The organism is Pseudomonas arvensis (genome assembly GCF_056688935.1).
In genome coordinates this window covers 3475877-3501824 of sequence record NZ_CP162038.1, presented here as the reverse complement: position 1 = coordinate 3501824, position 25948 = coordinate 3475877, and the positions used below count along the sequence as shown (strand labels likewise).

At 60.3% G+C, this 25948-nt stretch carries 29 protein-coding genes; 11 read left to right on the top strand and 18 right to left on the bottom strand.

From position 1 onward, the window contains the following. Positions 1–319: 319 nt before the first annotated feature. The 3 genes from AB3G88_RS15540 to AB3G88_RS15530 form a co-directional block, all read right to left on the bottom strand. Positions 320–1564 (bottom strand): saccharopine dehydrogenase family protein, encoded by a 1245-nt coding sequence (locus AB3G88_RS15540; RefSeq protein WP_480450570.1) that lies wholly within the window; start codon positions 1562–1564, stop codon positions 320–322. A 28-nt stretch (positions 1565–1592) separates the two neighbouring features. Continuing rightward, positions 1593–2690, bottom strand: a complete 1098-nt coding sequence (locus AB3G88_RS15535) for a carboxynorspermidine decarboxylase (RefSeq protein WP_480450568.1) — start codon at positions 2688–2690, stop codon at positions 1593–1595. 189 nt (positions 2691–2879) lie between these two features. After that, positions 2880–4523: a sensor domain-containing diguanylate cyclase gene (locus AB3G88_RS15530; RefSeq protein ID WP_191958907.1), complete on the bottom strand. Its 1644-nt coding sequence runs from the start codon at positions 4521–4523 to the stop codon at positions 2880–2882. A 182-nt stretch (positions 4524–4705) separates the two neighbouring features. On the opposite strand from AB3G88_RS15530, the gene metE reads away from it, so the two are divergent. Further along, complete coding sequence (metE, locus tag AB3G88_RS15525; protein WP_480450565.1) at positions 4706–6994, top strand: 5-methyltetrahydropteroyltriglutamate--homocysteine S-methyltransferase; 2289 nt, start codon at positions 4706–4708, stop codon at positions 6992–6994. A gap of 55 nt (positions 6995–7049) precedes the next feature. On the opposite strand, the gene AB3G88_RS15520 is transcribed toward metE, so the two are convergent. Next, complete coding sequence (locus AB3G88_RS15520) at positions 7050–8204, bottom strand: acetyltransferase domain-containing protein (RefSeq protein WP_480450563.1); 1155 nt, start codon at positions 8202–8204, stop codon at positions 7050–7052. A gap of 133 nt (positions 8205–8337) precedes the next feature. On the opposite strand from AB3G88_RS15520, the gene AB3G88_RS15515 reads away from it, so the two are divergent. Together AB3G88_RS15515 and yfcF are read left to right on the top strand one after the other, a co-directional pair. Then, positions 8338–8874, top strand: a complete 537-nt coding sequence (locus AB3G88_RS15515) for a DUF924 family protein (RefSeq protein WP_480450561.1) — start codon at positions 8338–8340, stop codon at positions 8872–8874. A gap of 96 nt (positions 8875–8970) precedes the next feature. Continuing rightward, the gene (yfcF, locus tag AB3G88_RS15510) at positions 8971–9603 is read left to right on the top strand and encodes a glutathione transferase (protein WP_480450559.1); all 633 of its coding nucleotides are present in this window, start codon (positions 8971–8973) and stop codon (positions 9601–9603) included. On the opposite strand, the gene AB3G88_RS15505 is transcribed toward yfcF, so the two are convergent. Further along, positions 9578–9850 (bottom strand): hypothetical protein, encoded by a 273-nt coding sequence (locus AB3G88_RS15505; RefSeq protein WP_480450557.1) that lies wholly within the window; start codon positions 9848–9850, stop codon positions 9578–9580. The two genes, yfcF and AB3G88_RS15505, sit on opposite strands and share 26 nt — an antisense overlap. Positions 9851–9980: 130 nt before the next feature. On the opposite strand from AB3G88_RS15505, the gene AB3G88_RS15500 reads away from it, so the two are divergent. Both AB3G88_RS15500 and AB3G88_RS15495 read left to right on the top strand, forming a co-directional pair. Continuing rightward, positions 9981–10625, top strand: coding sequence for an ATPase (locus tag AB3G88_RS15500; protein ID WP_480450555.1), 645 nt, complete (start codon positions 9981–9983; stop codon positions 10623–10625). A gap of 34 nt (positions 10626–10659) precedes the next feature. Beyond that, positions 10660–10992 (top strand): hypothetical protein, encoded by a 333-nt coding sequence (locus AB3G88_RS15495; RefSeq protein WP_099586920.1) that lies wholly within the window; start codon positions 10660–10662, stop codon positions 10990–10992. A 76-nt stretch (positions 10993–11068) separates the two neighbouring features. On the opposite strand, the gene AB3G88_RS15490 is transcribed toward AB3G88_RS15495, so the two are convergent. Both AB3G88_RS15490 and AB3G88_RS15485 read right to left on the bottom strand, forming a co-directional pair. Beyond that, a complete protein-coding gene (locus AB3G88_RS15490; protein ID WP_099586919.1) occupies positions 11069–11815 on the bottom strand; it encodes a creatininase family protein in 747 nt (248 codons plus the stop codon). Positions 11816–11845: 30 nt separating this feature from the next. Further along, positions 11846–12556 carry a murein L,D-transpeptidase catalytic domain family protein gene (locus AB3G88_RS15485; protein WP_099586918.1) on the bottom strand — a complete coding sequence of 237 codons (711 nt, stop codon included), beginning with the start codon at positions 12554–12556 and terminating at the stop codon, positions 11846–11848. A 40-nt stretch (positions 12557–12596) separates the two neighbouring features. Between AB3G88_RS15485 and AB3G88_RS15480 the strand changes: the two genes are divergently transcribed. Continuing rightward, positions 12597–14198 (top strand): L,D-transpeptidase family protein, encoded by a 1602-nt coding sequence (locus AB3G88_RS15480; RefSeq protein WP_480450552.1) that lies wholly within the window; start codon positions 12597–12599, stop codon positions 14196–14198. A gap of 128 nt (positions 14199–14326) precedes the next feature. Here the strand turns inward: AB3G88_RS15480 and AB3G88_RS15475 are convergent, their stop codons facing one another. After that, the gene (locus tag AB3G88_RS15475) at positions 14327–15088 is read right to left on the bottom strand and encodes an HNH endonuclease (RefSeq protein WP_400525985.1); all 762 of its coding nucleotides are present in this window, start codon (positions 15086–15088) and stop codon (positions 14327–14329) included. Positions 15089–15184: 96 nt separating this feature from the next. Continuing rightward, positions 15185–15724 (bottom strand): P-loop nucleotide/nucleoside kinase family protein, encoded by a 540-nt coding sequence (locus AB3G88_RS15470; RefSeq protein ID WP_480450549.1) that lies wholly within the window; start codon positions 15722–15724, stop codon positions 15185–15187. Positions 15725–15803: 79 nt separating this feature from the next. On the opposite strand from AB3G88_RS15470, the gene dapF reads away from it, so the two are divergent. Continuing rightward, a complete protein-coding gene (gene dapF, locus AB3G88_RS15465) occupies positions 15804–16607 on the top strand; it encodes a diaminopimelate epimerase (protein WP_480450547.1) in 804 nt (267 codons plus the stop codon). 4 nt (positions 16608–16611) lie between these two features. Here dapF and AB3G88_RS15460 read toward each other — a convergent pair whose 3' ends face one another. Both AB3G88_RS15460 and AB3G88_RS15455 read right to left on the bottom strand, forming a co-directional pair. Then, positions 16612–17754 (bottom strand): ATP-binding protein, encoded by a 1143-nt coding sequence (locus AB3G88_RS15460; protein WP_191946298.1) that lies wholly within the window; start codon positions 17752–17754, stop codon positions 16612–16614. Then, positions 17744–18559: an alpha/beta fold hydrolase gene (locus AB3G88_RS15455; protein ID WP_480450544.1), complete on the bottom strand. Its 816-nt coding sequence runs from the start codon at positions 18557–18559 to the stop codon at positions 17744–17746. Before AB3G88_RS15455 ends, AB3G88_RS15460 begins: the two co-directional genes overlap by 11 nt. Positions 18560–18687: 128 nt before the next feature. On the opposite strand from AB3G88_RS15455, the gene AB3G88_RS15450 reads away from it, so the two are divergent. After that, positions 18688–19887: a TPM domain-containing protein gene (locus AB3G88_RS15450; RefSeq protein WP_480450542.1), complete on the top strand. Its 1200-nt coding sequence runs from the start codon at positions 18688–18690 to the stop codon at positions 19885–19887. Between the two features lie 46 nt (positions 19888–19933). Here the strand turns inward: AB3G88_RS15450 and AB3G88_RS15445 are convergent, their stop codons facing one another. The 3 genes from AB3G88_RS15445 to AB3G88_RS15435 all read right to left on the bottom strand — a co-directional run bounded on the left by AB3G88_RS15445 (position 19934) and on the right by AB3G88_RS15435 (position 21586). Further along, positions 19934–20359, bottom strand: coding sequence for a GNAT family N-acetyltransferase (locus AB3G88_RS15445; RefSeq protein WP_400525995.1), 426 nt, complete (start codon positions 20357–20359; stop codon positions 19934–19936). Between the two features lie 18 nt (positions 20360–20377). Then, positions 20378–20791 (bottom strand): hypothetical protein, encoded by a 414-nt coding sequence (locus AB3G88_RS15440; protein WP_480450539.1) that lies wholly within the window; start codon positions 20789–20791, stop codon positions 20378–20380. A 303-nt stretch (positions 20792–21094) separates the two neighbouring features. Beyond that, positions 21095–21586, bottom strand: coding sequence for a GNAT family N-acetyltransferase (locus AB3G88_RS15435; RefSeq protein ID WP_480450537.1), 492 nt, complete (start codon positions 21584–21586; stop codon positions 21095–21097). Between the two features lie 188 nt (positions 21587–21774). Here AB3G88_RS15435 and AB3G88_RS15430 point away from each other — a divergent pair, with 188 nt between their 5' ends. Both AB3G88_RS15430 and AB3G88_RS15425 read left to right on the top strand, forming a co-directional pair. Continuing rightward, a complete protein-coding gene (locus AB3G88_RS15430; protein ID WP_480450535.1) occupies positions 21775–22275 on the top strand; it encodes a GNAT family N-acetyltransferase in 501 nt (166 codons plus the stop codon). A 68-nt stretch (positions 22276–22343) separates the two neighbouring features. Next, positions 22344–22820, top strand: coding sequence for a DUF488 domain-containing protein (locus tag AB3G88_RS15425; protein ID WP_099586904.1), 477 nt, complete (start codon positions 22344–22346; stop codon positions 22818–22820). On the opposite strand, the gene AB3G88_RS15420 is transcribed toward AB3G88_RS15425, so the two are convergent. Continuing rightward, positions 22777–23598, bottom strand: coding sequence for a DUF8757 domain-containing protein (locus AB3G88_RS15420; protein ID WP_480450532.1), 822 nt, complete (start codon positions 23596–23598; stop codon positions 22777–22779). The two genes, AB3G88_RS15425 and AB3G88_RS15420, sit on opposite strands and share 44 nt — an antisense overlap. Before the next feature lie 99 nt (positions 23599–23697). Continuing rightward, on the bottom strand, positions 23698–24186 hold the full coding sequence (locus tag AB3G88_RS15415) for an HIT family protein (protein ID WP_480450530.1): 489 nt from the start codon (positions 24184–24186) through the stop codon (positions 23698–23700). A gap of 140 nt (positions 24187–24326) precedes the next feature. On the opposite strand from AB3G88_RS15415, the gene AB3G88_RS15410 reads away from it, so the two are divergent. Further along, positions 24327–24656, top strand: a complete 330-nt coding sequence (locus AB3G88_RS15410) for a DHCW motif cupin fold protein (protein ID WP_480450528.1) — start codon at positions 24327–24329, stop codon at positions 24654–24656. Positions 24657–24721: 65 nt separating this feature from the next. Here the strand turns inward: AB3G88_RS15410 and AB3G88_RS15405 are convergent, their stop codons facing one another. Both AB3G88_RS15405 and AB3G88_RS15400 read right to left on the bottom strand, forming a co-directional pair. Next, positions 24722–25189 (bottom strand): copper chaperone PCu(A)C, encoded by a 468-nt coding sequence (locus AB3G88_RS15405; RefSeq protein WP_112195773.1) that lies wholly within the window; start codon positions 25187–25189, stop codon positions 24722–24724. Next, positions 25189–25794, bottom strand: a complete 606-nt coding sequence (locus AB3G88_RS15400) for an SCO family protein (protein WP_032889449.1) — start codon at positions 25792–25794, stop codon at positions 25189–25191. Before AB3G88_RS15400 ends, AB3G88_RS15405 begins: the two co-directional genes overlap by 1 nt. Between the last annotated feature and the right edge of the window lie 154 nt (positions 25795–25948).

Here is a 25948-nt window from a genome sequence, read left to right as displayed (position 1 = left end):
GATGCAGTTGGGAAACGGACGGTCAAATCCGGTCGCTGAATTGGCAGCGACGGCGCAGAGGTTAGTCAGCCGCGTTCCGAGCGACAACCTGAAACAGTCGTGGGAAAACTCTGAGAGTCTGGGGCGAAGTGCTATCCCTGTGGGAGGGGGCTTGCCCCCGATGGCAGTGTGTCAGCCAAAGATGCATCAACTGAAACGGCCTCATCGGGGGCAAGCCCCCTCCCACATTTGGATCTTCATCGGTCTTTGAATCGCTACCCACCCCAAACAAAAAATGCGCCCCTGAGGGCGCATTTTTTTGTTCGGTCAGCTATGCCTATCAGGCAATCGCATCCCAGGCCCGATCACCTTTCTCGTCCTTGATCCGAGTCGGCAAGCCCATCACGTCCAGCGCCTTGAGGAACGGCTCAGCCGGCAGTTCCTCGACGTTGGCCATGTGTTTCACATCCCACTCGCCACGGGCGACCAGCAGCGCGGCGGCTACCGGTGGGACGCCTGCGGTGTACGAGATGCCCTGGCTGTCGGTTTCGGCAAAGGATTCTTCGTGGCAGGCCACGTTGTAGATGAACAGCTCACGCGGCTGGCCGTCCTTGGTGCCTTTGACCAGGTCGCCGATGCAGGTCTTGCCGGTGTAGCCAGGGGCGAGCGAAGACGGGTCGGGCAGTACGGCCTTGACCACTTTCAACGGCACCACTTCCAGGCCTTCGGCAGTCTTGACCGGCTTCTCGGAGAGCAGGCCGAGGTTTTTCAGTACGGTGAACACGTTGATGTAGTGTTCGCCAAAGCTCATCCAGAACCGCACGTTGGGCACGTCGAGGTTTTTCGACAGCGAGTGCACTTCATCGTGGCCGGTGAGGTAGAGGTTCTGCGAACCCACGACCGGCAGGTCGTCGGTGCGTTTGACTTCGAACATGGTGTTGCTGGTCCACTGGCTGTTCTGCCAGCTCCACACCTGTCCGGTGAACTCGCGGAAGTTGATTTCCGGGTCGAAGTTGGTGGCAAAGTATTTGCCATGGCTGCCGGCATTGACGTCGAGAATGTCGATCGAATCAATGCGGTCGAAATGCTGTTGCTGCGCCAGCGCGGCATACGCGTTGACGACGCCTGGGTCGAAGCCCACGCCAAGAATGGCGGTGATGTTCTTGTCTTTGCACTCTTGCAGGTGGTTCCACTCGTAGTTGCCGTACCACGGCGGGGTCTCGCAGACCTTGCCCGGCTCTTCGTGGATAGCGGTGTCGAGGTACGCAACGCCCGTGTCGATGCAGGCACGCAGGACCGACATGTTCAGGAACGACGAACCGACGTTGATGACGATCTGCGATTCAGTCTCGCGGATCAGGGCCTTGGTCGCTTCCACGTCCATGGCGTTCAGCGCGAAGGCTTGGATATCGGCGGGAACCTTGAGGCTACCCTTGGCCTTGACGCTATCGATGATGGCCTGGCATTTGGAGATGTTGCGCGACGCGATAGCAATACGACCGAGTTCGTCGTTGTGCTGCGCGCACTTGTGGGCCACCACCTTGGCGACACCTCCTGCACCAATGATAAGAACGTTCTTTTTCAATTGCTTTCTTTCTCCTATATCCGCCAGCTTACGAAAGGCTGGACAGGTAGTCGTCGTAACCAAATTCACGAACCACTTCGACTGTACCGTCGAGTTGTTTCACTACGATGGACGGCATTTTCAGGCCGTTGAACCAATTTTTCTTGACCATGGTGTAGCCAGCAGTGTCGATGAACGACAGCCGATCGCCGATGGCCAGCGGACGATCAAATTGATACTCGCCGAAGATGTCCCCGGCCAGGCAGGATTTGCCGCACACCATGTAGGTATGTTCACCGTCGCTTGGCGCCAGCTTGGCGTTGAGGCGGTAGATCAGCAGGTCCAGCAGGTGAGCTTCGATGGAGCTGTCGACGACGGCGAGGTTTTTGCCGTTGTACAGGGTGTCGAGCACGGTGACTTCCAGGGAGGCGCTGTTGGTGATCGCCGCTTCGCCGGGTTCCAGGTAGACCTGCACGTCGTACTTCTGCGAGAACGCCTTGAGACGCTGGCAGAAGGCGTCGATGGCATAGCCTTCACCGGTGAAATGGATGCCGCCGCCGAGGCTGACCCAGTTGACCTTGTGCAGCAGCGCGCCGAAGCGTTCTTCGATGGTGCCGAGCATCTTGTCGAACAGGCTGAAATCGCCGTTCTCGCAGTTGTTGTGGAACATGAAGCCGGAGATCTGCTCGATCACGCCTTCGATTTCCACCGGGTCCCATTCACCCAGGCGGCTGAATGGGCGTGCCGGGTCGGCCAGCAGGTAGTCGGAGCTGCTTACCTGCGGGTTGACACGCAGGCCACGGGTCTTGCCCTCGGAACGCTCGGCAAAGCGCTGCAACTGGCTGATCGAGTTGAAGATGATCTTGTCGCAGTTATCCAGCATCTCTTCGATTTCATCGTCGGCCCAGGCCACGCTGTAGGCGTGCGCCTCGCCTTCGAACTTCTGGCGACCGAGCTTCAACTCATACAGCGACGACGAGGTGGTGCCGTCCATGTATTCCTGCATCAGGTCGAACACCGACCAGGTGGCAAAGCACTTGAGCGCCAGCAGGGCCTTGGCGCCGGACTGCTCGCGCACGTAAGCAATCTTCTGCATGTTGACCAGAAGCTTCTGTTTATCGATGAGGTAGTACGGCGTTTTGATCATTTTTGAGAGCCTGCGGCGGTGCCTGCCAAAAAAGGACACGCATTGTGCCCGCACTTGGTCAGGATCGAAAGGTTAGTGAGCGGATTTAGCTGCGCCGCGATTATTCTGCCCTGCCAAGATGACAACCCTGCCTTGTGATCAGCCTTTCACCACAACAGGCCCGCTCTCCACAAAGCTAGCTCCCGGGCCTCACGCCACCCGATTACGCCCGCCAGCCTTGGCCTCATACAACTGCTGATCCGCCCGATTCAGCAGCGCCCGTGTGTCGCGGTCCGACGGTGCGGCAATGCCCACGCCGATACTCACCGTGACAGGCCCCACCTGTTCAAACTGCGCGCCGGCAATCGCGGCACGGATCTTCTCGGCCACCACATCCGGGCTGTCCGGTGCTTCGACCTCTGGTAGCAGCACGGCAAACTCTTCGCCGCCGTAGCGGGCGACAAAGTCGGTGACGCGGGTGGTGCTTTGGATCAGTTGGGCAAGTTGGCGCAGCACGTCATCGCCGACAGCGTGGCCGTGGGTGTCATTGATGCGTTTGAAGTAGTCGGCGTCGATCAGCAGCAGGGCAAAAGTGCGGCCGGTGCGTTGGAACAGCAGGCTGTTTTCCGCGAGTTTTTCGTCGAAGCGGCGACGGTTGTAGACGCCGGTCAGTGCGTCGTGGGTCGCAAGGTTGAGCAGCTCGGTATTGGCCTGGGTGAGGTCGGCGGTGCGTTGGGCGACGGTGGCTTCCAGGGAGGCGTTGGCGTCCTGCAACTGGCGCTCCTTGGCCAGCAGGGATTGGGTCATGCCGGTCAGCGAGCGGCCCAGCTGGGCGATTTCCAGCACTGAGTGCGCCTGGGGAAACACCGCGCCGGGCTGATGCTCCTGGACTTGCTTGGCGGACTTGGCCAGCCGTTCGATAGGCCGGCTGAGGGAGGAGGCCAGGCAATACGCCGCGACCACAAACGCCACGGCGGCGAGTACGCCGAGTATCAGGAGTTTGTAGAGCAGCGTGCGTGCCGGTTGCAGGGCCACCTCCAAGGGCTGGCGCACCATGATGTACCAGTTCATTTTCGCGTTGGCGGGGCTTGGCACGGCGACCGAAGCGGTCACAAAACCGTTGGCTGTGCTCCAGCCGGAAGACGTGACCAGCCTGTCTTTGGGCATCTGCTCACCGGCCAACACTTCGGGATAAAGCACCTTGCCATCGAAGTCGACAATCAGTGCCTCGATGTCAGGGATCGCGTCCTTCTGCATCACCGCCGAATCGACGATTTGCGTGACCCAACGCCAGTGCGCATGGGCTCCGAGTACGCCGATGGTCTCGCCTTTGGCGTTACGGATCGGCGCGGCGAAATCGATAAACCGCAACGGCTCGCCATTCGCCGCGCCCGGCAGCAACTTGGCCAGCAGCACCGCTTCATGGGGATCGCCGGTGTACTCGCCGTGCAGGCCCGCCTGGAACCAAGGGCGCTGGCTGACGGATTGATTCACCAGCAGGCCATTCACCGCCTGGCGCACACGGCCATCGACATCGGCGACGCCCATCCAAGCGTATTCGGCGCGAGACTGGGTGCGCAGTTCCATCAGCGTGAGGATGTCCGGCTCGTTCAAGTCACCTTTGCGAAACAGCGGCGCTTTGCTGAGCAGGGAAACCTCCAGCTGGCGCTCGTGCAGTTGCACAGCCAGCAGCGCAGCCGTGGATCGTGCCGTGCTCAACAAGGCATTGCCGCTGGCCTGCTTCATTTGCCCCGTGGCGATGTGCCCCACATAAAAACCCACGCTCAGTAACGTGAGCAAGGACAAAGCAGCAAACCATAGGGTCAAGTGAGTGCGCAGGCTGGCTTTGATCATGGGTGCTCATTTGGATGTGTTGTTCGCGAGCATAGTACCCGCAATGAATGGGTGCCGTGTCTGCTAAAGGTAGGTCTTAACATGAGTAAAACTTGTGATGGTCTAAAATATAATGAGTTTGTCTCACTATGATCTAATCCCGACAATGACTGCCATACATAACGACATTGGAGTTGTAAGTCATGGCAGTCGCTCATTCCCTTGGATTTCCGCGCATTGGACGCGATCGTGAACTGAAAAAAGCGCAGGAAGCGTTCTGGAAGGGTGAGCTCGACGAAGCCGGCCTGCGCGCCGTTGGCCGTGACTTGCGCAAGACCCACTGGGATTTGCAAAAACAGGCCGGCATCGATTTGCTGCCCGCTGGGGATTTCGCCTGGTACGACCAGGTGCTGACCCATTCGCTGATGTTCGGCGTGATTCCCGAGCGCTTTCGCCCGGCGGATGGCAAGGCCACGCTGCACACCCTGTTCGGCATGGCGCGTGGTGTCAGCGACAGTTGCTGCGGCGGTGCTCACGCCCAGGAAATGACCAAGTGGTTCGATACGAACTACCACTACCTGGTGCCGGAATTCAGCGCCGACCAGCAGTTCCACCTGGGCTGGGACCAACTGTTCGAAGAAGTCCAGGAAGCCCGCGAGCTGGGCCACAACGTCAAGCCTGTCGTGATCGGTCCACTCACCTACCTGTGGCTGGGCAAGGCCAAGGGCGGTGACTTCGACAAACTCGACCTGCTGGACCGCCTGCTGCCGTTGTATGGCCAGATCTTCCAGCGCCTGGCGGAACTGGGCGTGGAATGGGTGCAGATCGACGAGCCGATCCTGGTGCTCGACCTGCCGCAGGAATGGAAGAACGCGTTTGAACGCGCCTACAACCTGATCCAGCGTGACCCGCTGAAAAAACTGGTCGCCACTTACTTTGGCGGTTTGGAGGAAAACCTGGGCCTGGCCGCCAACCTGCCGGTCGACGGCCTGCACATCGACCTGGTACGCGCACCGGAACAGTACCCGACCATCCTCGATCGCCTGCCGGCGTATAAGGTGCTGTCCCTGGGAGTGGTCAACGGCCGCAACGTCTGGCGCTGCGACCTGGAAAACGCCCTGGCGACCTTGCAGCATGCCCATGAAAAACTCGGTGATCGCCTGTGGGTGGCGCCGTCCTGCTCATTGCTGCACAGCCCGGTGGACCTGGGCCGTGAAGACCAGCTTGATGCCGAGTTGAAAAGCTGGCTGGCCTTTGCCGTGCAGAAGTGCGCCGAGGTGGCGGTGCTGGCCCAGGCAGTCAACCAGCCTGAAGCGCCCAATGTGCTCGCGGCCCTGACGCACAGCCGCGCCGTGCAGGCCGCCCGTGCTGCTTCGCCGCGTATCCACAAACCGGCGGTCCAGGCACGCGTTGCCGCCATTACCGCCAAGGACAGTCAGCGCCGCTCGCTGTTTGCCCAGCGTATCGCGCAGCAGCGTGCAGGCCTCAACCTGCCGCTGTTCCCGACCACCACCATCGGTTCGTTCCCGCAAACCGCCTCGATCCGCCTGGCGCGCCAGTCGTACAAGGCCGGCAAGTTGAGCGAAGCCGAATACGTCGAAGCAATGCACAGCGAGATCAAGCACGCCGTCGAAGTGCAGGAAAACCTCGGCCTGGATGTGCTGGTGCATGGCGAAGCCGAGCGTAACGACATGGTCGAATACTTCGCCGAGCAATTGGACGGCTACGTGTTCACGCGCTTTGGCTGGGTGCAGAGCTATGGTTCGCGCTGCGTGAAACCGGCGGTGATCTTCGGCGACCTGAGCCGCCCGAAGGCCATGACGGTGGAGTGGATCCGCTATGCCCAAGGCCTGACCCACAAGGTCATGAAAGGCATGCTGACCGGCCCGGTGACGATGCTGATGTGGTCGTTCCCCCGCGAAGACGTGAGCCGCGAAGTACAGGCCCGCCAATTGGCCCTGGCCATTCGTGATGAAGTGCTGGACCTGGAAGCGGCCGGCATCAAGATCGTGCAGATCGACGAAGCCGCCTTCCGCGAAGGCCTGCCATTGCGCCAGGCGCAGTGGCAGCCCTACCTGGACTGGGCCACCGAAGTGTTCCGCCTGTGCGCCTCCGGCGTACGGGACGACACCCAGATCCATACGCACATGTGCTACAGCGAATTCAATGACGTAATCGAGTCCATCGCGGCGATGGATGCCGATGTGATCACCATCGAAACGTCACGCTCGGACATGGAGTTGCTGGACGCGTTTGAAGCCTTCGCGTACCCGAATGACATCGGTCCGGGCGTCTACGATATCCACTCGCCACGGGTGCCGGAGGCGTCGGAAATGGCCAACCTGCTGCGCAAGGCGGCCAAGCGGATTCCGGCCGAGCGGCTGTGGGTGAACCCGGATTGCGGGTTGAAGACGCGGGGCTGGCCGGAGACTGAGGCGGCGTTGATTCATATGGTGACTGCGGCTCGCCAGCTTCGAGCTGAATTGGCATAGCACGGTCAAAAAGTGTGGGGGGCTTGCACCCTCCCACAATTGAATCTAAGTCAGCTCAGAGGTATTTGAGCCACGCCAGATCCCGTCGACGCGCCTTCAGCGCGGCAAACCAGCGCACTGGCAGGTACAGCGCCAGCGGTAGCAACAGCGCCGCCATCCAGACTGCGCCGATGCTGTCGAACCCGAAGTAGTTGCCCTGGTTAAGCCCGAACAGCGCCACACACGCCACATACAGCACTTTCAACACGTACAGGTGCAACAGGTAAAAAAACATCGGCGCGGCACCAAACACGGCCAATACCCCGATCCAACGCTTGCGCCCCGCGCGTTCAAACGCCAACAGCAGCAACAGCCCAATCCCCAGCGTCAACGCCAGGAACAACAACGAAGGTGGGTACTTGGTTACGTTGAAAAAGCTCATCAACGTCTGTACGCCACTCTCATAGGCCTGCCAAGGCTTCTCGCCATAGCCGTTGATTGCACGCAGCGCTACAAACCCTACCAACGATCCCATACCGGCCAGCAACAGATAGCGCTGGCGCACCGCAGGCAAGGTGGCATTGGCAAACCACGGACCGATGCCGTAGCCCAGGGCAATCACGCCGATCCACGGCAGTACCGGATACGTGGTGCGCAGGCGCAGGTCTGCGGAGACCTCGATCCAGCTGCGTTCATGCAGGATGGCCCACACGTTTTGCAGCGCCGAACCTGGAGTGAAGTGCACGCCATCGAGCAGGTTGTGCCCGCCGATGATCACCAGCGCGAGCGCGATCAGCAGCGGTCGCGGCAACCACACCAAGGCGGCGAGGGCGATCATGCTGAGGCCGATCGCCCAGATCACTTGCATGTAGATCACGCTGGGCGGCAGTTGAAAGGTCCAGGCGAAGTTGACCAGGGTGAACTCCAGCACCACCAGGAACAACCCGCGCTTGAACAGGAACGCCGACACATCGCGGCGGCCCTGGTATTTCTGGCCGTACAAAAACGCGGACAGCCCGGTGAGCAACACAAACACCGGAGCACACAGGTGGGCGAGGGTGCGGCTGATAAACAGCGCGGGTTCAGTGCTGTCGATGCTCATCGGGTCGCCGACCTGGCGGTGCAGCAGGAAGGTTTCCCGCACGTGGTCGAGCAGCATGAACAGGATCACCAGGCCGCGCAGGGCGTCGATGGAGAGCAGGCGTTGACGTAGGGGAGCAGCATCAGTCATGGGCGGGATCGCAGGGCAGGGTGGAAATTGGACGTTATCCTATAACATTAACGTGCCCGTTGCCCTCAATTGCTCTCTGATCGGGCTGACGGTTCTGATACCGTCATTGAAAGCGCTATCGGAGCCCCTCGCCATGATCACCCCACAATCCGTCATCGACTTCTGGCAACACGCCGGCCCCAAACGCTGGTTCGCCAAGGACGACGCCTTCGACGCACTGTTTCGCGACACCTTCTTCACCACCCACCTGCAAGCCGCCCGGCGCGAGCTGGAACACTGGTTGGACTCAGCCGAAGGCGCATTGGCCCTGATGATCCTCCTGGACCAATACCCGCGCAATGCCTTTCGCGGCAGCGCGCACATGTTCGCCACCGACCCGCTCGCGCGCCTGTACGCCCAGCGCATGGTGGACGCCGGGCTCGACCAGCAGGTTGAGCCGGCATTGCGTGCGTTCTGTTATTTGCCGTTCGAGCACTCGGAAGACCCAAAGGACCAGCAACGCTCCCTGACCCTCAACCAGCAGTTGGATGCCAACACCTACCGCTGGGCCAAGGAGCACGCCGAGATCATTCAGCGCTTCGGGCGTTTCCCGCATCGTAATGCGGTGCTGGCCAGGGTCACCACCGATGAAGAGCGCGTTTTTCTGGACAAGGGCGGGTTTGCCGGCTAACCCGGTATTCCTCCCAGGAATGCCCCCATAAAAACCCTGCATTGTCTTTATCCGCGCACATCTCGTAGCGTGAAGGCTCATTCAAGGAGATTGCCCATGAGCCAGAGCCCGTTGCGCCTTTACGTTGATTCGCTGTTCACCAGCCCGTACGCGATGTCGGTGTTCGTTACCCTGCGGGAAAAAGGCCTGCCCTTCGATCTGGTTACCCTGGATCTGGATGCGGCGCAAAACCAGACCGCCGATTTTGCCCGCTTATCTGTGACCCAGCGTGTACCGACCTTGGTAGAAGGAGACTTTGCGCTGTCCGAATCTTCGGCGATCACCGAGTACCTGGAAGACGCCTACCCTGACACAGCGGTGTACCCGGCAGATTTCAAGCTCCGGGCGAGGGCGCGTCAGGTGCAGGCGTGGTTGCGCAGTGATTTGCTGCCGATCCGTCAGGAGCGCTCCACGCTGGTGGTGTTCTACGGACAGCAGATGCCACCGTTATCACCCGTGGCCAAAGCGGCCGCCAGCCGGTTGATCACTGGGGCGCAGGCGTTGTTGGCGGGTAATCCGACGCACCTGTTCGGTGATTGGTCGATTGCCGATGTGGACCTGGCGATCATGCTCAACCGCCTGATCCTCAACGGTGACAGCGTGCCGGCCGAGCTGGTGGCTTATGCCCAGCGCCAGTGGCAACGGCCGTCGGTGCAGGGATGGGTCAATCAGTCACGTCCTGTGCTGTAGCGTTGGCCGTCATTTGTTGCACGCGCCGGTCCAGGTCTTCCCAATCCGCCATGCCCAGCACCCGCGTGGTGTTCAAGCCGCGCAGGTAGCCGCGCAATTGTTGGGCGCTGGCGCAGGCTTGGTCGGCGTCGGCGTTGATGTCCTGCAGCACGGTTTCATAGTCGACCAGGTAATCGGCAATCCGCTCGCGAAACTCCGGCAGGACGGCTTCACGGATACGGTCGAAGGTTTTCTGGTGGGGCTTCATGGCGGCTCCTTATCGGTTTTATCGTGACACTATCGCTTCAGATAATAGTCACCATCACGCATCGCAAGTTCTGTTTTTACCGGGAAAGCGCAAAATCCCTTCATCGAGACGCTGTTCAAGGAAATGCGCGATGAGGACGATGATTCAGCTGGGTTTAATGATTCTGATGCTGGCCACGGTGGCAGCGAACAACGCGGCCATTGCCGGTGAACTGCGTACAGGCCATTTGCTACCCATCGTCGGTAGCGTAAACTCCCTGCAGCACGCGCAGTCAGCGGGTGTGTTGTTGAGCGACAACACCCGCGACAACCTCAGCTACCTCGAACGCTACCACGACATGGCCTTGAATGGCGCCAAGGATGCCCTCGACGGGCGTATCCGCCAGGCGTTCGTCAATAGTTCCGACCCGGAACTGGCCATTGACTGGTTGATGAGTTCGCTGCAAGGCACTTTTTTGTCGGTCACCGTCTACGACAACCTGGATGCCCTGGTGCAGGCTCACCCCGATGTGGTGGTGATGCTCGACACCCATAACCAACTGCTGACCCAGCGTAACGATCAGGTCGAGGCGCGTTTTATTGCGCGGTTCTATGACGCCGACCTGCAATACATCGCCAAGGCTGAAGGCGCGGTGCACAGGCAGGTGCCGTCGGTGTGGGTCCGCAACAAGGCCGCGCCGGAAATTGCCGCGCAGATCGAACAGCAGCGCGATGTACAGCTCGATGCCTTGAAGCAGTTTGATGCGTCGCTCAAGGCGCTGGTGCGCGCCAGTTAACGTGAACTTTTACTTTTTACCGTCAGGATTCTTAATGCGCTCTTTTCTCTTACCGGTCGCAGCCTTGTTGCTGGCCGGCTGTGTATCCGCCCCCAACACGCCGACCTTGACCCTGCAAACCAGCAAAGGCCCCGAAGCCTATCTGCAATGCGTCCTGCCCAAGCTGGAAAAACACGGGATCACCTCGACCGTGACCCAGAACTCGCGCCACGCCCGCGCCGTGTTGACCAGCAAGATCGCCGCCGACGATGTGCTTGAAGCCTACAAGGCAGGAGAGGGCGGCAAGGTGTTCTTGTATGAGCGCAAGCCGCTGGCGTCGGCACTAACGCCGTCGCGGCTGGAATTGGCTGCCAAGGAATGCCAATAACTTCAGGCAACCTGTAGTGAGCAGGCTTGCGCTGGGCTGCGAAGCAGCCCTTCCTACCGGTTGATGTGTACTCGGCCTAGGCTTTGGCTTCGTTGCTGAAGCTGTTGACGGTCTTGACCAACCCTTGAGCCGCCAACGCCACCAACTCACCGCCTTTCTCCACCGTCGCCAGCGCCGGGTCTGAGCCCATGCGTCCATCCGGGAAGCGCGCACGAAAGTCCAGGGCTTCACGGATCGGGCCGGTGTTGGCGATCTGTGGCGCATAGTCTGCTGACTTGATCGAGCCCGGGTACGCCCATTGCGTCACCGCAATCTCCGACGGCGTGGCATGGCTGCCGTGGCCTACGGGGAATTGGCGGTGGGCCAGGTCGCTGACGCCTTCCAGGTCCCACCAGTTCACCAGCTTCAAGGCGAAGCCGGCTGGGCGGCGGGCGAAACTGGCTTCGGCGTACAACTCGGAAAACGCCGCTTCAATGGTCGCGATATTGCCGCCATGGCCATTGAGGAACAGGATCTTGTCGAAACCATGCCCGGCCAGCGAGCGCACCCAGTCGCCAATCGCGGCGATAAAGGTGGAAGGGCGCAGCGAAATGGTGCCGGGAAAACCCAGGTGATGCTGGGCCATGCCGATATTGAAGGTCGGGCCGATCAGGATGTCGGCGTTCTTTTGTGCCTCGACGGCGATGATTTCCGGGCACATCCAGTCGGTGCCCAACAGGCCGGTCGGGCCGTGTTGCTCGTTGGAGCCGATGGGGATCACCACCGTACGACTGCGCTCCAGAAACTGCCCGATCTCGATCCAGGTCGATTGATGTAGAAGCATGCGAAGCTCTCTTTTATCTGTGGGGACAGGCTAACCGCCACGGATTGTACGACTACTCGCCACCTGTTGGGGTTTGCAATTGAGGTACGTCGAGGACTTCAACCAGCGCTGGTCCGGGTACCACGAAAACATGAACTGCCCATCCTTGAGCTTGTCCACCACTTGGCGCGCCACCTGCGGGCGTACGGCCGGGCAACCCTGGCTGCGGCCGATACGGCCTTCGCGTTTGCTCCACAGCGGGCTCACATAGTCGGCGGCGTGAATCACGATGGCGCGATCACGGGCCTGGTCATTGAACCCCGGCTCCAGGCCGTCCATGCGCAGTGAATAACCGTGGGTGCCCAGGTAACTTTCCTGGGTGCGGAACAGGCCCAGGCTGGATTGATGGCTGCCTTCGGTATTGGAAAACTGGGTGGCGAAGTTTTCCCCGGACTTGGCGCCGTGGGCCACCAGGTCGCGCAGCACCAGGGTTTTCTTGCGCAGGTCGAAAATCCACAAGCGACGGGCGGTCGACGGTTGGGAATAGTCAATCACGGCCAGGCGCTCGGAGCGTTCCTCGCCATTGCTGACCGCGCATTGCATCGCGCTCAAGGCGCTTTTCAGTACAGTGGGGTTGAGTTCTGGAGCCGAGCGCGCCAGGCTGCTATACAAGGTAGGAGGGTTGCCGTTGGCGGCGAGCGCAGCATTGCTCAATACAGCCAGACTGACGGCGATCCCCAGGCGGTACATAAAAGTCAGCATCTACAGTACATCTCCCCCACTGTGGATTGGAGCCAAGTCATTGTTCAAAAAACACGCATGTTACTTGAGCATTTGCTTGCTCGTTGCACCATTGGTCGCCACGGCCGACGCGCTGCCGGTGGAGCCGTTGCCGGTCACGACTCCCGCGCCGGTGGACCTGGCCCCGGTGCAACAAGCCCTGGCGCAACTGCCCAGCGTCTGCCCCGGCCTGGCGACGCAGATCGACGCGCCCGCCCTGGCGCGCCTGCAAGCCTTTTATCAGCAACAAGGCGATGCCCCGTTATGGTCGGACGAGACGCGCCGCCAGGCGCTCCAGACCCAGCTGCTGATGCTCGCCGACGATGGCCTGGACCCCACTCACTATAGTCTGCCCGCGCCACACGCCACGCAGAACGTGCTGTGCAGCGATATCGACAGCAGCCAGCACTACCTGCAAGCCCTGCAGGATCTGCACTTCGGCCGCTTGCAGCAATCGCGTTTCGAACCGCTGTGGCATTCCCAGCCACCTGCCCGCGACCCCGACACCGAGGTGTTGGCCTTTGCCGCCACCGGCTTGCACGACATGGCGCAAGCGTTCGACCAGGCCCGTCCCAGCGCGGATTTGTACCGCAGCCTGCGCAACGCCTATTCCACCGTGCGCCAGCAGCCGTTGCCCCAATGGGATGCGGTTGGCAGCGGCCCGCTGTTGCGTCCTGGCATGGACGATCCACGTGTTCCGGAACTCGCGCGTCGGCTGCACAGCGGAGGCTACCTGCCGATCGAACCCACGGGTGCCAGCAAGCAATACCGCCCCGAACTGGTCGCGGCGGTCAAAGCCTTCCAGGTCAGCCACTCCCTGCAATCGGACGGTGTGATCGGCGCTGGCACCGTGGCGGAACTCAATATCAGCCCGGCCATGCGCCGCGAGCAACTGCGCATCAACCTCGAACGCTTCCGCTGGCTGGCCCAGGACCTGGAGCCCGAGGGCGTGCTGGTCAACGTCGCCGCCGCGCAATTGAGCGTGTACCAGAGCGGCATTCCCGTGTGGCAAACCCGCCTGCAAGTAGGCCGCGCCGAGCGCCAGACGCCGCTGCTCAAGTCACGCATCACCCGGCTGACGCTCAACCCCACCTGGACCATCCCGCCGACCATCATGCGCGAGGACAAACTCCCGGCCATCCGCCTCAACCCCGAATACCTGCGCCAGCAAAACCTGCAAGTGCTCGACGCCGAAGGCCATCCGCTGGCGCCCGAGCAGATCGATTGGGCGCGCCCCGGCAATATCCTGCTGCGCCAGGAAGCCGGGCCGCGCAACCCGCTGGGCAAGATCGTAATGCGCTTCCCCAACCCGTATTCGGTGTACCTGCACGACACCCCGAGCCAGCCGCTGTTCACCAAAGGCCCGCGTGCGTTCAGCTCGGGTTGCGTGCGGGTAGAGCAACCGTTGCTGCTGCGCGACCTGCTGGTGAGCCCGGCCGAGCGCGCGCGTACCGATGAACTGCTGGCCACCGGCGTGACCCATGAATTCAGGCTGGCCACGCCGGTGCCGGTGCTGCTCGGCTACTGGACGGTCGAGGTCGACCGCCAGGGTGGGCTGGTGTACGCGCCGGACATTTATGCACGGGACCTGGTGTTGATGAAGGCGATGGGGAGTGTGCTGTGAGCATCACTGGCGGGGAGTACCGATCACTCGCAGAGCGTATTGGTATGGCCATTTTCAATTATGTTCATACGGCTCCATTGGGATATTTTTGAGCATGGTGGATTTACCTGTCGTGCGGGTTTTGCTGGTTAGCGACGCAAGGCATTTACAAAGTCTATTTCGCTTTTCAATTCGTCGATGCTGATATTTCCGCCTCGATGCAGCATGGCGTGACAGTTGGGACATACCGGGCGTAAATCGGTTACGGGGTTCAGTTCGTATTCGCCGCCGATTTCACTCAGGGGTATGAGGTGGTGCACGTGGATGAAGCTTTTGCCACGCCCCCCATAAACGCGTTCAAAGTCAAAGTTGCACACCGAGCACTTTACGCCGTGCGCCTTGATACAAGCATCACGCGCTGCTGAGCTGCGCTCATAAGCATTGACCGTGATGCTCTTTCTTGCGCCTTCGATCACCGTATCCGGAATTTCTTCAGGCAGTGGGAAGATATCTGCGAGGGTTATGCCGCACCGTTCAAGTTCGGCCCCCCAGTTTATTTCACATGCGCGCCTGATCTGGTCTCGTTGCCAGATGTAATCGAGGTCCTCGCGGTCGTGAAACGTGAAGTAGGGCGGCGATGGCATTCCTCGGCGTTCCGGCTCGGGGGAGTCGAGTTTGTTAATGATGACCCCCGTTATCGCCGGTAGCCGGTTGTCAAATAGCCATTTTGCCAATCCCCCCATAGCATGAACGTTCAAGCTGTCCCCGAGCGTGCGTCCGTCATGCGGTAGACCCAGTTCAGCGTGAACCTGCGAGTAGGGAAGGTGCGTTCGCGGATCGTTTGCGTTGATTTTTCCTGCTCTGAAATGCGATATCAGATAACTCAGCAGCTTGATTTCATTCTCTGTCACGGGCGTTCTCGGTATGGGACGTTATCTAAGTGAATTGCCTCGACGTCGATTAACGATACGGCAAATACTTTTTGATTGATGGCTATCCGCCATTATTTAGTCGAGGGATAAGCAAACTGAGTCACGGGCCACTGGAAAAGAGTAGGTTGACGAGAGAAAGTCGGTGATCGCCAGCACCGCAGCAGTTGCAGACATTAATGACGTATCGATACTGAATGGCTTACTGCTCCACGCTTCATAGTCGTGTTTCAGCACCGACGGCCAAGAGGGTGGAGTCAGTCCTGAAATATCCCCCTCACGGGTTTCGACCCGGCGTTGGTGTTCCCGCGCATCAGAGCAAACTACCTGGATATTGGCCAAAGCCACGCCTGCCGTTGCGGCGGTTTCTTGCCACGCTACGCGGCTTTCCTGCACCGGGTTCACGCAGTCGGCAACGACCCTATGGCCCAACTGCAAGTTACTCAGCGCCAGGGCATTCGCCACGCCGTAGCCGCTGGCGCCCGGCGCCACGCCCGCATCGCGAAGGGTTTGCTCGATCACATCGATGCGCAGGTAAACCGCAGCGATCCGGCCTGCCAGTTCACGGGCAATCGTGGTTTTGCCGGTGCCGGGCAAGCCGCTGAAGACGATAAGCATGGTTCGGTCCTTCGATAGGTCAGTAGGGCGGGTTCAGGGTATCCTCCAGTTCCCCCACAGGTCGACCCCAGGACACTCCATGCCCTTGCAGTTCGTAAAAATGCACGCCCATGGCGACGACTTCATCATCGTCGACCGCCGTGGCCTGGATGACCCGATTACCGCGCAGGTCGCCCGGCGCCTGGGCAATCGCCACACCGGCATTGGCTTCAATCAACTGGCCGTGGTGCTGGATTGCGAAGACGCCGTGGCGCGTATCAAGTTCTGGAACCCCAACGGCACGCCGCTGCAAACCTGCGGCAGCGCCACCCGCGGCGTGGCCGACCGTTTGATGCATGAAACCGGCAGCGATTCGGTGGTGCTGCGCACGGACCGTGGGCTGCTGACCTGCGTGCGCGAGGCGGGGCGGCGGGTGTCGGTGAACTTGGGCGAGCCGTCGCTGGACTGGGCCTCTGTACCGCTGGCCGAGGCCATGGACACCTGCACCTTGCCGATCGAGGGGAGCCCGGCGGCGTGCAGCATGGGCAATCCCCATTGCACGTTTTTTATCGACGACATCAACGCCGTTGAAGTGGCCGCAGTGGGCCCTGCGCTGGAAATTCATCCGCTGTTCCCGGCCGGGACCAATGTGCATTTTGTGCAGGTGCTCGACCGTGGGCATATCCGCCTGCGCATCTGGGAGCGTGGCGGTGGCGTGCCGCTGGGGTCTGGTTCGTGCTGTTGCGGGGCGGTGGTCAATGGCATCCGGCGTGGCTTGCTGGATGCCACGGTGCAGGTGCAGTGCGATGGCGGCACGGTCACCGTGTACTGGACGGGCGAGGGCGGCCTGGTGTTGACCGGCAGCGTGGAGCCGGTGATGCAGGGCAGTGTCTATCTGTCTTGAAGGGCTACCGGTTCTGAAACTTCACCGTAAACGTGGTACCGCCCGTGGCGCAGGAACTCACCGCCACATCGCCGCCATGTACCTTGGCCAACTCGCGCACGATATACAGGCCCAGACCCACGCTGCGCACTTCGCTGCCCTGGTCGGTGCCACGGGTCATAGGCTCGAACAACACCGCCAGCAAGGCCTCGGGAATGACCGCGCCGTGGTTATGCACGGCCACTTCGCATGCGCCGTTATCCAATTGCGAGGTGATGGTGATCGGTCGTTGCAGGTCGCCATAGGCCACGCTGTTGGCCACCAGGTTGCCGATGATCTGCTGCACGCGGTCGGCGTCCAGGCAGGCGTCGCCAGTGCCTTTGGCGATATGTTCCAACGTCGCCTTGGGGAACGCCACACGCAGCTCGTCCACCGTGCGATGAATCACCTCATGCAGGTCCAGTGGCGCCGCCTTGATGGTGATGCCTTGGCCGACCCGGGCCTGGGTGAAGTCCAACAGGTCGGCGATCATGCGCTGGGCACGTTCGGATGATTGGCCGATATGCCCGAGCAGCTGGCGTTCCTTGGCGGTGCGCTCGCCACGGCGGAGAAAGTCCGACGCCATGCGGATCGCCGTGAGCGGGTTTTTCAGGTCATGGCTGACAATCGCGACCATCTGCTCGGCAAATAGCGCACGGCGCTGGGCAATCGCGTAGGCCTCGCTCAATTCAGCCTGGGCCCGTTGCAGCGCCAGTTCGGTGGCGCTCTTTTCCTGCAACAGCGCTTCGGCCAGGTTGCGTGCGTTGAGCAGCTCGCGTTCGTACTTGTCACGGTCGGTGGTGCCGAACAGCGCCAGGTCGTGCACTACCGCGCCGGCCTGTTCGCGTTTGTTGGCGTTGAGCAGCACGGTCACCTTGTGGCCGTCGTGGTGCAGCATGTCCAGCTTCACTTCGGTGACGCTGCCGTGCATGCGCAGCATCGGCGCCAGGTGGGTCTGGTGGAAGATCCGCCCGCCGATGGTCAGCAGGTCCTGGAAGCGTTGGCCGCACAGCTCGGCGTTGCTGAACCCCAGCCAATCACTGAAGCGCGCGTTGGCTTGCAGGATCGTGCCGTCTTGCGTGGTGACGGCCAGGGCGCAGGCGGCGCTGTCGAACAGCTCAGTGGGCACGGGCCACCGCCCACGGCGTGAGGAACGTGTCCATGGCCGCGGCGCAGGCTTGCGGCGCGCTCATGTGCGGGCAGTGGCCGACGTTGTCCACCAGGCAATAGGTGCTGTTGGGCAACACGCTGTGCAGGTATTCGCCCACGGCCACCGGGGCGATCAGGTCGTCGCTCGATTGCAGGATCAACACCGGGGTGGTCAGGCCAGTCACGTCCTGGCGGTTGTCGGACGTGAAAGTCACCCGCGCAAATTGCTTGGCGATGTCCGGCTCGGTGCGGCAGAAACTCTCGGCCAGCTCCTCACTCAGCGCAGGTTGCTCTGGCGTTCCCATGATCACCGGGGCCATGGCGCTGGACCAGCCGAGGTAGTTGCTGTCGAGGGTATCGAGCAGGTCGTCGATATCACTGCGCTTGAAACCGCCGACGTAGCCATCGGTATCGATATAGCGCGGTGAGGGGCCGATCATCACATGGGCGGCGATCCGTCCCGGCACCAGGCGATCGGCGAGGGTGCCGATCATGGCGCTGACCGAATGCCCCACCAGAATCACCGGCCCTTCGGCGTAGGCGTCGATGATTTCATTGAGATCGTGGGCGTAGCCTTCCAGCGTGTTGTATTTGGTCTTGTCGAAGGCGTCCAGGTCGGAGAGCCCGGCGCCTACCAAGTCATACATCACCACACGAAAGCGCTCTTTGAATTGCGGCGCGAGGTAGTTCCACATGGCCTGGTTGCAGCCGAACCCATGGGAAAACACCAGGGTCGAAGTCCCGCAGCCCATCACAGTGAGGTTGTTGCGGTGGCGTAGGTCCATGAGGGTCTCAAAGTTATGGCGTATTGCTATGTGTGCGGCAGTTTAAATAGTCACCGCTGTGAGGTCACGTGTTATAGCGCTGATAAGGTAAAGTCGGCGCCTTCAGGAAGAAACTTCAGGTAACAAACATGATGCGGTGGTTGCGGCACTCTCTCTCGGTTCTGCTGGTACTGATGCTCGCCAGCCTGTCAATCATCGCCCAGGCTGACACTTCGCCGATTGGCGTCGCCCTTGATCAGCGGGTCATCGACCTCACCAACACCCTCGACGCCAGCACCACCACTCGTCTGAAAGAGCAGCTTGCCGCCCTCGAACAGCGCAAGGGCGCCCAGGTGGCCGTGTTGCTGGTGCCCTCCATTGGCGCGGCAAGCATCGAGGATTACGCCAACCAACTGTTCCGCGCCTGGAAACTGGGGCGCAAGGACGTCGACGACGGCATCCTGTTGCTGGTGGCCAAGGATGATCGCAAGGTGCGCATCGAAGTGGGCTATGGCCTGGAAGGCACCGTCACCGACCTGTTGGCCCACCGCATCATCGAGGAGCACATCACGCCTGCGTTTCGTCAGGGCGATTACACGGCGGGTATCAGCCAGGGGGTGAATGATCTGGTCGTGCTGGTGGACGGCGGCGAGCTGCCCGCCGTGGCAGGGCCTGGCGTCAACCCCCAGGCGATGGCGGTGCTGCTGGCGTTTATCTTCGGTGCGATTGGCGGTGTGCTGGTCGCCTCCCGCCAACTGGGTTGGCGCCGAGCATTGATCGCTGCGCTGGCGGTCACCGTACTGCTGACGACTTTCAGCGGTGGCCGCGAATGGCCGATGTTCCTGTTCGTATTGCCGCTGACGATATTGATCGGCGGCGCCACCTTCGGTGCGTTGTGGCTGGCGCGCACGGCGTTCTACTGCGTGATGGCCGTGCTGGTTTATGTGGTCGGGGTCGTGGTGGCGGACCGGTTTGTAGCGGTCAGCTTTGTCCACTGGCTGCTGTGGCCGTTCGGCGGGACGTTGATCCTCGGGCTCTACGTGGGGTTGTTTTTTGTCATCAGGGAATCGTGGAAAACCCGTCCGCGTTTCTTCTTCGTGCGGGCGCTGGCGGCGGCGGCGATCTACGTGGCGGCGGGCGTGCTGCTGGGGCACGGTTATCAGGGCTGGATCATCGCGATCCCGGTGGCTTCTTTCGCAGCGTTTCTGCTGTTTGTGCAAAGTGTCTCGGGGGGCGGTTCGGGTGGTGGTTCAGGTTCAAGCTCCAGCAGCTCCAGCTCCAGTTCCAGCCGTAGTTCGTCGGGCGGCGGTGGGTCCAGTGGCGGCGGCGGGGCGTCGGGGAGCTGGTAAGGGCGAATGTTCTTGCCACTGGCGGGGGACTTTCTATTCGTGAAAGTTACAGCTGCTTAGTCAGAAATACGCGGCTGCTGCCTTCCGGCGCGCAGGGTATTTCCCCAAACCGCACCCACCCATTTTTCTCGTAAAAGCCTGGCGCCTGAAAGCTGATGGTGTACAGCACGGCATTCAGGCAACCCCGGCGCCGGGCTTCGTCTTCGAAGGCTCGCAGTAGCTGGCTGCCCAGGCCTGTGCTGCGTAGCGCGTCGGGTAAGTGGAACAGGTCGAGGAAGGCCATGCCAAAGGACGTTCTGCCGGTAATGCCTCCCAGAATTTCCTCGGTGTGTGGGTCTCTGACGAGTGCCGTCAGAGGCCGCCGGTCGTTGAAGCCCGTGATGTCCTTGTTGAATGCAGCAAGGCCGGCGCCGAGCAGGCGTTCGACATCGGGCTGGGGTAGATCGCTGATTTCAATGAGGGGGGTAGTCATCATGGCTTCTCGCGGTTTTTAGGCTCGCACCCATCCGCCTATGTTATCGGACTTGATCTCGAAATCTATTGCCTCGCGATAAGGATCGCCGAGAGGGGCGTATTGGCCATTCCCGGCTGCCTGGGTGGGCTGCCAGCTTTGGGTAGTGGGATCGAACATCTCTGCGTCATCCCCGGCCGTTTTATCCAGCGAGTTGTGCATGGGCTTATCGTTGTCGATTCTGCTCGCCATATTGCCTAGCAGTATTTGCGAGAGCGAGTAGAAACGCGAAGTGTCGAGTGGCTTGCCTTGCGGTCGCGGAGTGAAGTGTTCAACGTCATTTTTGTCGGGCTTGTCCAGCGGGTTGGGCCGAGGCGTGTCGTTATCGATCCTGCCCGTACCCGATGCCTGGAACATCGAAGAGAATGTACTGAAACCATTGATTGAAGACATGACTGAACCTCTCTGACGGTAAAAAAAAGGGCCCTTCGGACTCAGGTCTGACGGGTCGTTCCAGAGACTATCGAGCCCTGCCAGGCCGTTCAAGAGAGCTTATTTTCAGGTGTGTAACCGCTTAAAACCGCTTTGGACGCCGTTCGAAAAATAAGCGCTGTGGCTGTAGGTTCCGTCCTGGCGTTGGTGCGCAATCTCGGTTTTTCTTTAAATAGCGACGGTGCGAATAAAGATTCTGTCTGTGGCCGTGCCTTTTGCGCGGGTGCAAATTTTTATCGGTATATATCTCGATATAGTTGTGTCTTAGAGCGCCATCACCATTTCATGCCACGCCATCCCGCCATGATCCGAGGGCGAAGGTCGAACGTAGGTGTAGCCCATGCGCTCGTACAACGCTACATGCTGCTCCTTGCACATCAGGTGAATCGTCTGCTTGCCCAGCGCCTTCATGCGCCGCACAAACTCGTTCATCAATACCGTGGAATAGCCGTTGCCTTGATGCGCCGGATCGACCACGACGGACATGATCACCACATTCGGCGCCCCGGGCGCATGCCCCACCAACTCCTTGAATGCCTCGTCCGACATCACCACGTCATGGGCGCAGCCACAGTTGATAAACCCCACCACGTGGTCATCGGCTTCAAGGATCAAAAAGCCTTGCGGGTACTGTGCAATGCGGGTGGCGATCTTCTCCAGGGTCGCGGCTTCGTCGCCTTCGTAGGCAGTGATTTCGATTTCATAGCAACGTGCGGCGTCGGCGGGCAGGGCGTTGCGGAAGGTGAGGGCGGGCATGCGGGTTCCTGGGTATTGGGTGAAGGGCCACATGATAGATACAAACTCCCCGAGTGACACGGGCTCTTGTGGCGAGTGGGCGTGCCCCAGCATCCAGCCTCCGGATCGCGTTAATATAAACTCCCACGCGCTGCCCCAAGGCGCCGACCAGGCCGCGAGGTAACCCGCCCGCATAAAGGAAGGACCCAATGCTGGAAATAAAACGCGCCACCCGCGAAGACGCCAACGCCGCTTTTGACATCCGCCGCGAAGCCATCCGCAGCCAATGCATCGGCGCCTACACCGCAGAACAAATGGCACTCTGGACCCGCGGCAGTGCCGACGATGGTTACAACAGGTTAATGGACAAACCGTTTTACCTTGGCTGGGTAAACGATAAACCGGTCGCCACCGGCATGCTCGACCTCGACAACAATGAAGTGGGCGCACTGTTTGTACTGCCTCAGTTCACTGGGCGCGGGTACGGCAAGGCATTGCTGGATCATCTTGAGGCGCTGGCGCGGGAACTGGCGTTAGGCGAAGTAGTGCTGGATGCAACGTTGAATGCAGCGAGTTTCTATCGGGCGTGCGGGTATGAGGGCGAGCAGCAGGCAATCTACCATTCGCCGTCGGGGCTGGAGTTGGCGTGTATCCCGATGAAGAAGCGGATCTGCCCGCTCCGCCCGTCACCCTCGGGGCCTGAGCAATAGTTGCCGATGGTATAGTCCCGGCGCTTTTTTACGTTTTGATCGCGCCGGGAGGCTCCAGGAGAATTCGCATGAACCTCTATACCGCAGGCTATGAGGGCCTCACCATTGATGCGTTTATCGCCCGCCTGAAGCAGGCCGGTATCGACAAGGTACTCGATGTGCGTGAGTATCCACTCTCGCGTAAAAAGGGCTTCTCCAAAAAAGCCTTTGCCCAGTGCCTCGCTGCTGAAGGCATCGCCTATGAACACAGTCGGCCTTTGGGCTGCCCGAAACCCATACGCAAGCAGTACAAGGAAGACGGAGATTGGGTTGCGTACGCTCGCGGCTTCCGAGCTTACATCCGCACACAGGACAACGTGCTGAACGAGCTGGTGTCCAGCGCGGTTGAACAGCGCATCTGCATGGTCTGTTATGAAGCAGACGCCAATTTTTGCCATCGCAGCCTGATCGCGGAATCGGCCCAAGCGCTGCACAGCTCGCTGCAAACCCAGCATTTGCCGATCAAAACAGAGCGATTTGTTGACCGTCTTCTTTCTGTCGCTTAGGCGGATAAATCAGGCTGACAATCAGCCATTGCCCTGGGAATCGGTGGAGGGTTCCCATCAAGAGCATCAAATCCTTCGTGGGTAGTTCGGTCTCCAATTTGTGCCTGAACGGGTATTCCCATCCGAACGCGCCGTGCTTGCGGCGTACATTTCGATAGAGCTGGCTGGCCTCCCAGTCCACGATTTTATGGGTGTAGGACTTAACTTCGCCGTCCACCAGGCATTCGTAGATGTAATGAAAGTCAAAAGGCACCTTTTCCAGCCGCTTGATGCTGGCGCGCTCTTGGTCTTCAAACAGGCTGGGTTGGCGCTGCATGGCTTCCAGTTTTTCGATTTCTTCAGGCGTCCATGTTTCCGATGCTGACTTTTGAATGCGTAATGTGCGGATGCGTAGGGGCTTGATCAGACCAAGCGTCACGTTGCTATCAATTCTGGCTCTTTCCAGTGCTTCAAAGCTTCCATAGACCGGCAATTTATCCAGCCATACGCGCCGTTCGAGCCAGTCACCAGAGGGCAATACGTTTCCCGCGCAGATGCTGTCTACCGCAATTTTGTGGCTTTCTGGCCTGTGATCGCCTGGGTTTTTCTCAATCAGGGCATCAATCCATTGCCACTTTGCGAATTGCTGGTCCCCGTTGACCAAACGGAACGGGACGGGGTAAAGCCGTATCAGATTGCCTGCCTCGTCAATACCGGCAACACAGGAAGTCTCGGCGTATTTGGCACTGGGAGAAGGGTAGGTCTTACACAGAATCAGGATTCGAACCTTGCGTTTCATACGGGCCACATCCAAAGGTCTTTTCTGAACTGTATGCAGACATCGGAGAGCTGCCAGAAAGACTTGTAACCACGCATTGATGCATCAAGCCAAGTGTCGTTATCGAGCGGCGAACTTAGTGCGCAACAGCTTGATAACCCGTTCTACCGAATCCCCCTGAACCGCCGGAGGCCTCTGGCTCTCTCCAAATTCGCGCCACACAAACAGCGTCAGCTCGGCGCCGTCAGTCTGCGCCTGCGCAATGCCTGGCGCGGCGAAGTCTTGCAGCACGCGGTACCGCTCGTCCCGCCAGAACGCCTCTTCCACCCAGTCATACACCGGGATGAAATGAAAGTGCATCGGGAACCCTGGCATATGCCCATAACGGCTGATGTACAGCCACTTGGGTTTGAGTTGCGCTTCCATGACTCGCTGGGTCATGGCGAGCAGCCCGCCGAGTTCGGCCAGTGCGGCGTGCGACATGTCCGCCAGGGAATGGATAGGCGCTTTGGCGCCCAGCATCAGGTACCCCGGCAGTTTGGAAGCCAGGTGATGGTTGAGCCGCCAGTGCTCGGTTTCAAGCAGGAGGTAAGCAGGGTCGATCTGCATCAGCGCGCATCCATGAAGACAAGGCTGGCAGGATAACAAGCGCCGTCAGCTGTATCTCACAAAACCATGGGATCTGTGTCTATCGCCCACCTCTGTTGGCCGATAGCCTCGCACCACGACCACTCACGAACGGGCTTCCCATGCACCTTACTGCTGTCCCCTTTGGCACCACCGACTGGGCCACGCTCGAACCCGTCGTCTATCCCGGCGTTACCGGCAATGCGCTGTGGCGCACCTGCCATTTCGGCACCACCCGCGTGCGCATGGTGCAATACACCCCCGGCTACCTCGCCGATCACTGGTGCAAGCGCGGGCACGTGCTGTTGTGTTTGGACGGCGAGTTGCATACGGAGTTGGAAGACGGCCGTCAGTTCACGCTGACGGCCGGGATGAGTTACCAGGTGGGCAATGACATGGAAGCGCATCGCTCATCGACGAGCGTCGGGGCGAAGCTGTTTATTGTGGATTGAACGGGTGACCTTTGTGGCAAGCTCCCTCGCCACAGGCACAGGAACAATCGCACAAATTCAGTGCATCAATGCATCTTGCTATGGTCCATGCCATCCAGCCCACGGGCCTTGGCCTCGACCTCAACGGTGCGCTTCTCGCCCTTGGCGTCCTGCACCGTCAGGGTCAGCGGCACCTGGTCGCCTTCCTTTATCTGCCCGGTCAGGCCCATCAGCATCACGTGGTAACCGTTCGGATCGAGCTTGACGGCCACGCCTGCGGGCAAGGCTACGGCGTCCACCGGGCCCATGCGCATGACGTCGTCTTTCATGCTCATTTCATGGATCTGTACGTCCTTGGCCACCGGCGATGCGACGCGCAGCAACTTGCTGTCGGTGTCGGCGGTGATGGTCATGAACGCGCCGCTGGACGGCTGGCCCGGCACCGAGGCGCGCACCCAGGCGTCGGTTACTTGCACCTGGGCGCTGGCGTGGGCGGCGAAACCCAGCAGGGCGAGGCCGAAGGTGAAGCGCTTGAGGTGTTGAACGGCAGTCATTAGCAGACCTCCATGACGGTGAGCAGGTCTTCTGCGCACTCTTTTGCGGTAAGGGATGCCTGCAGGCCCAGGCGCAGGTTGCCGCGCGTGTCGAAGACAAAACTGGTGGCCGTGTGGGACAGGGTGTAGGTGTCGCCGGCGGGGATCTTTTCATAAAAGATCCCGAATTCCTTGGCGGCCACGGCGATTTCTTCCGGGGTGCCGTACAGCGCTTCGAAGCTCGGGTCGAAGGCCTTGACGTACTTGTCGAGAATCTCTGGCGTGTCGCGTTCCGGGTCGAGGGTGATAAAGATCACCTGCATGATCTCGCCGTCGCGGCCCATCAGCTTCTTGGCCTGGGCGGCACGGGCGAGGGTGGTCGGGCACACGGCCGGGCATTGGGTAAAGCCAAAGAACACCACTGGCATCAGGCCACGGTAGGAACTGAGGGTGACAGTGTCGCCCTCGGTGTTCTTGAGCTTGAAGGTGCGGCCCATGATCTTGTCGCTCAAGTCCTTGCCGTACTTGAAGTTCAACCTGGGGCTGTTGTCACAACCGGTCAGCAGGCCCAGACCCAACAGGCCCATGCCGGTCAGGACCTTGCGGCGGGTGAATAACGTACTCATCAACTGTGCATCCTGTGAAACGCCTGCATTGCTCTGGATCTACACATCAGGCTTTGAAAAGGAGTAAACGAGGAGGGCGCCAAGTCTACCAACCCTGGCGATGGCACGTAATCTGCGACGTTCTGCCACAGGGGCCGCGGTATTTCATCCCTTT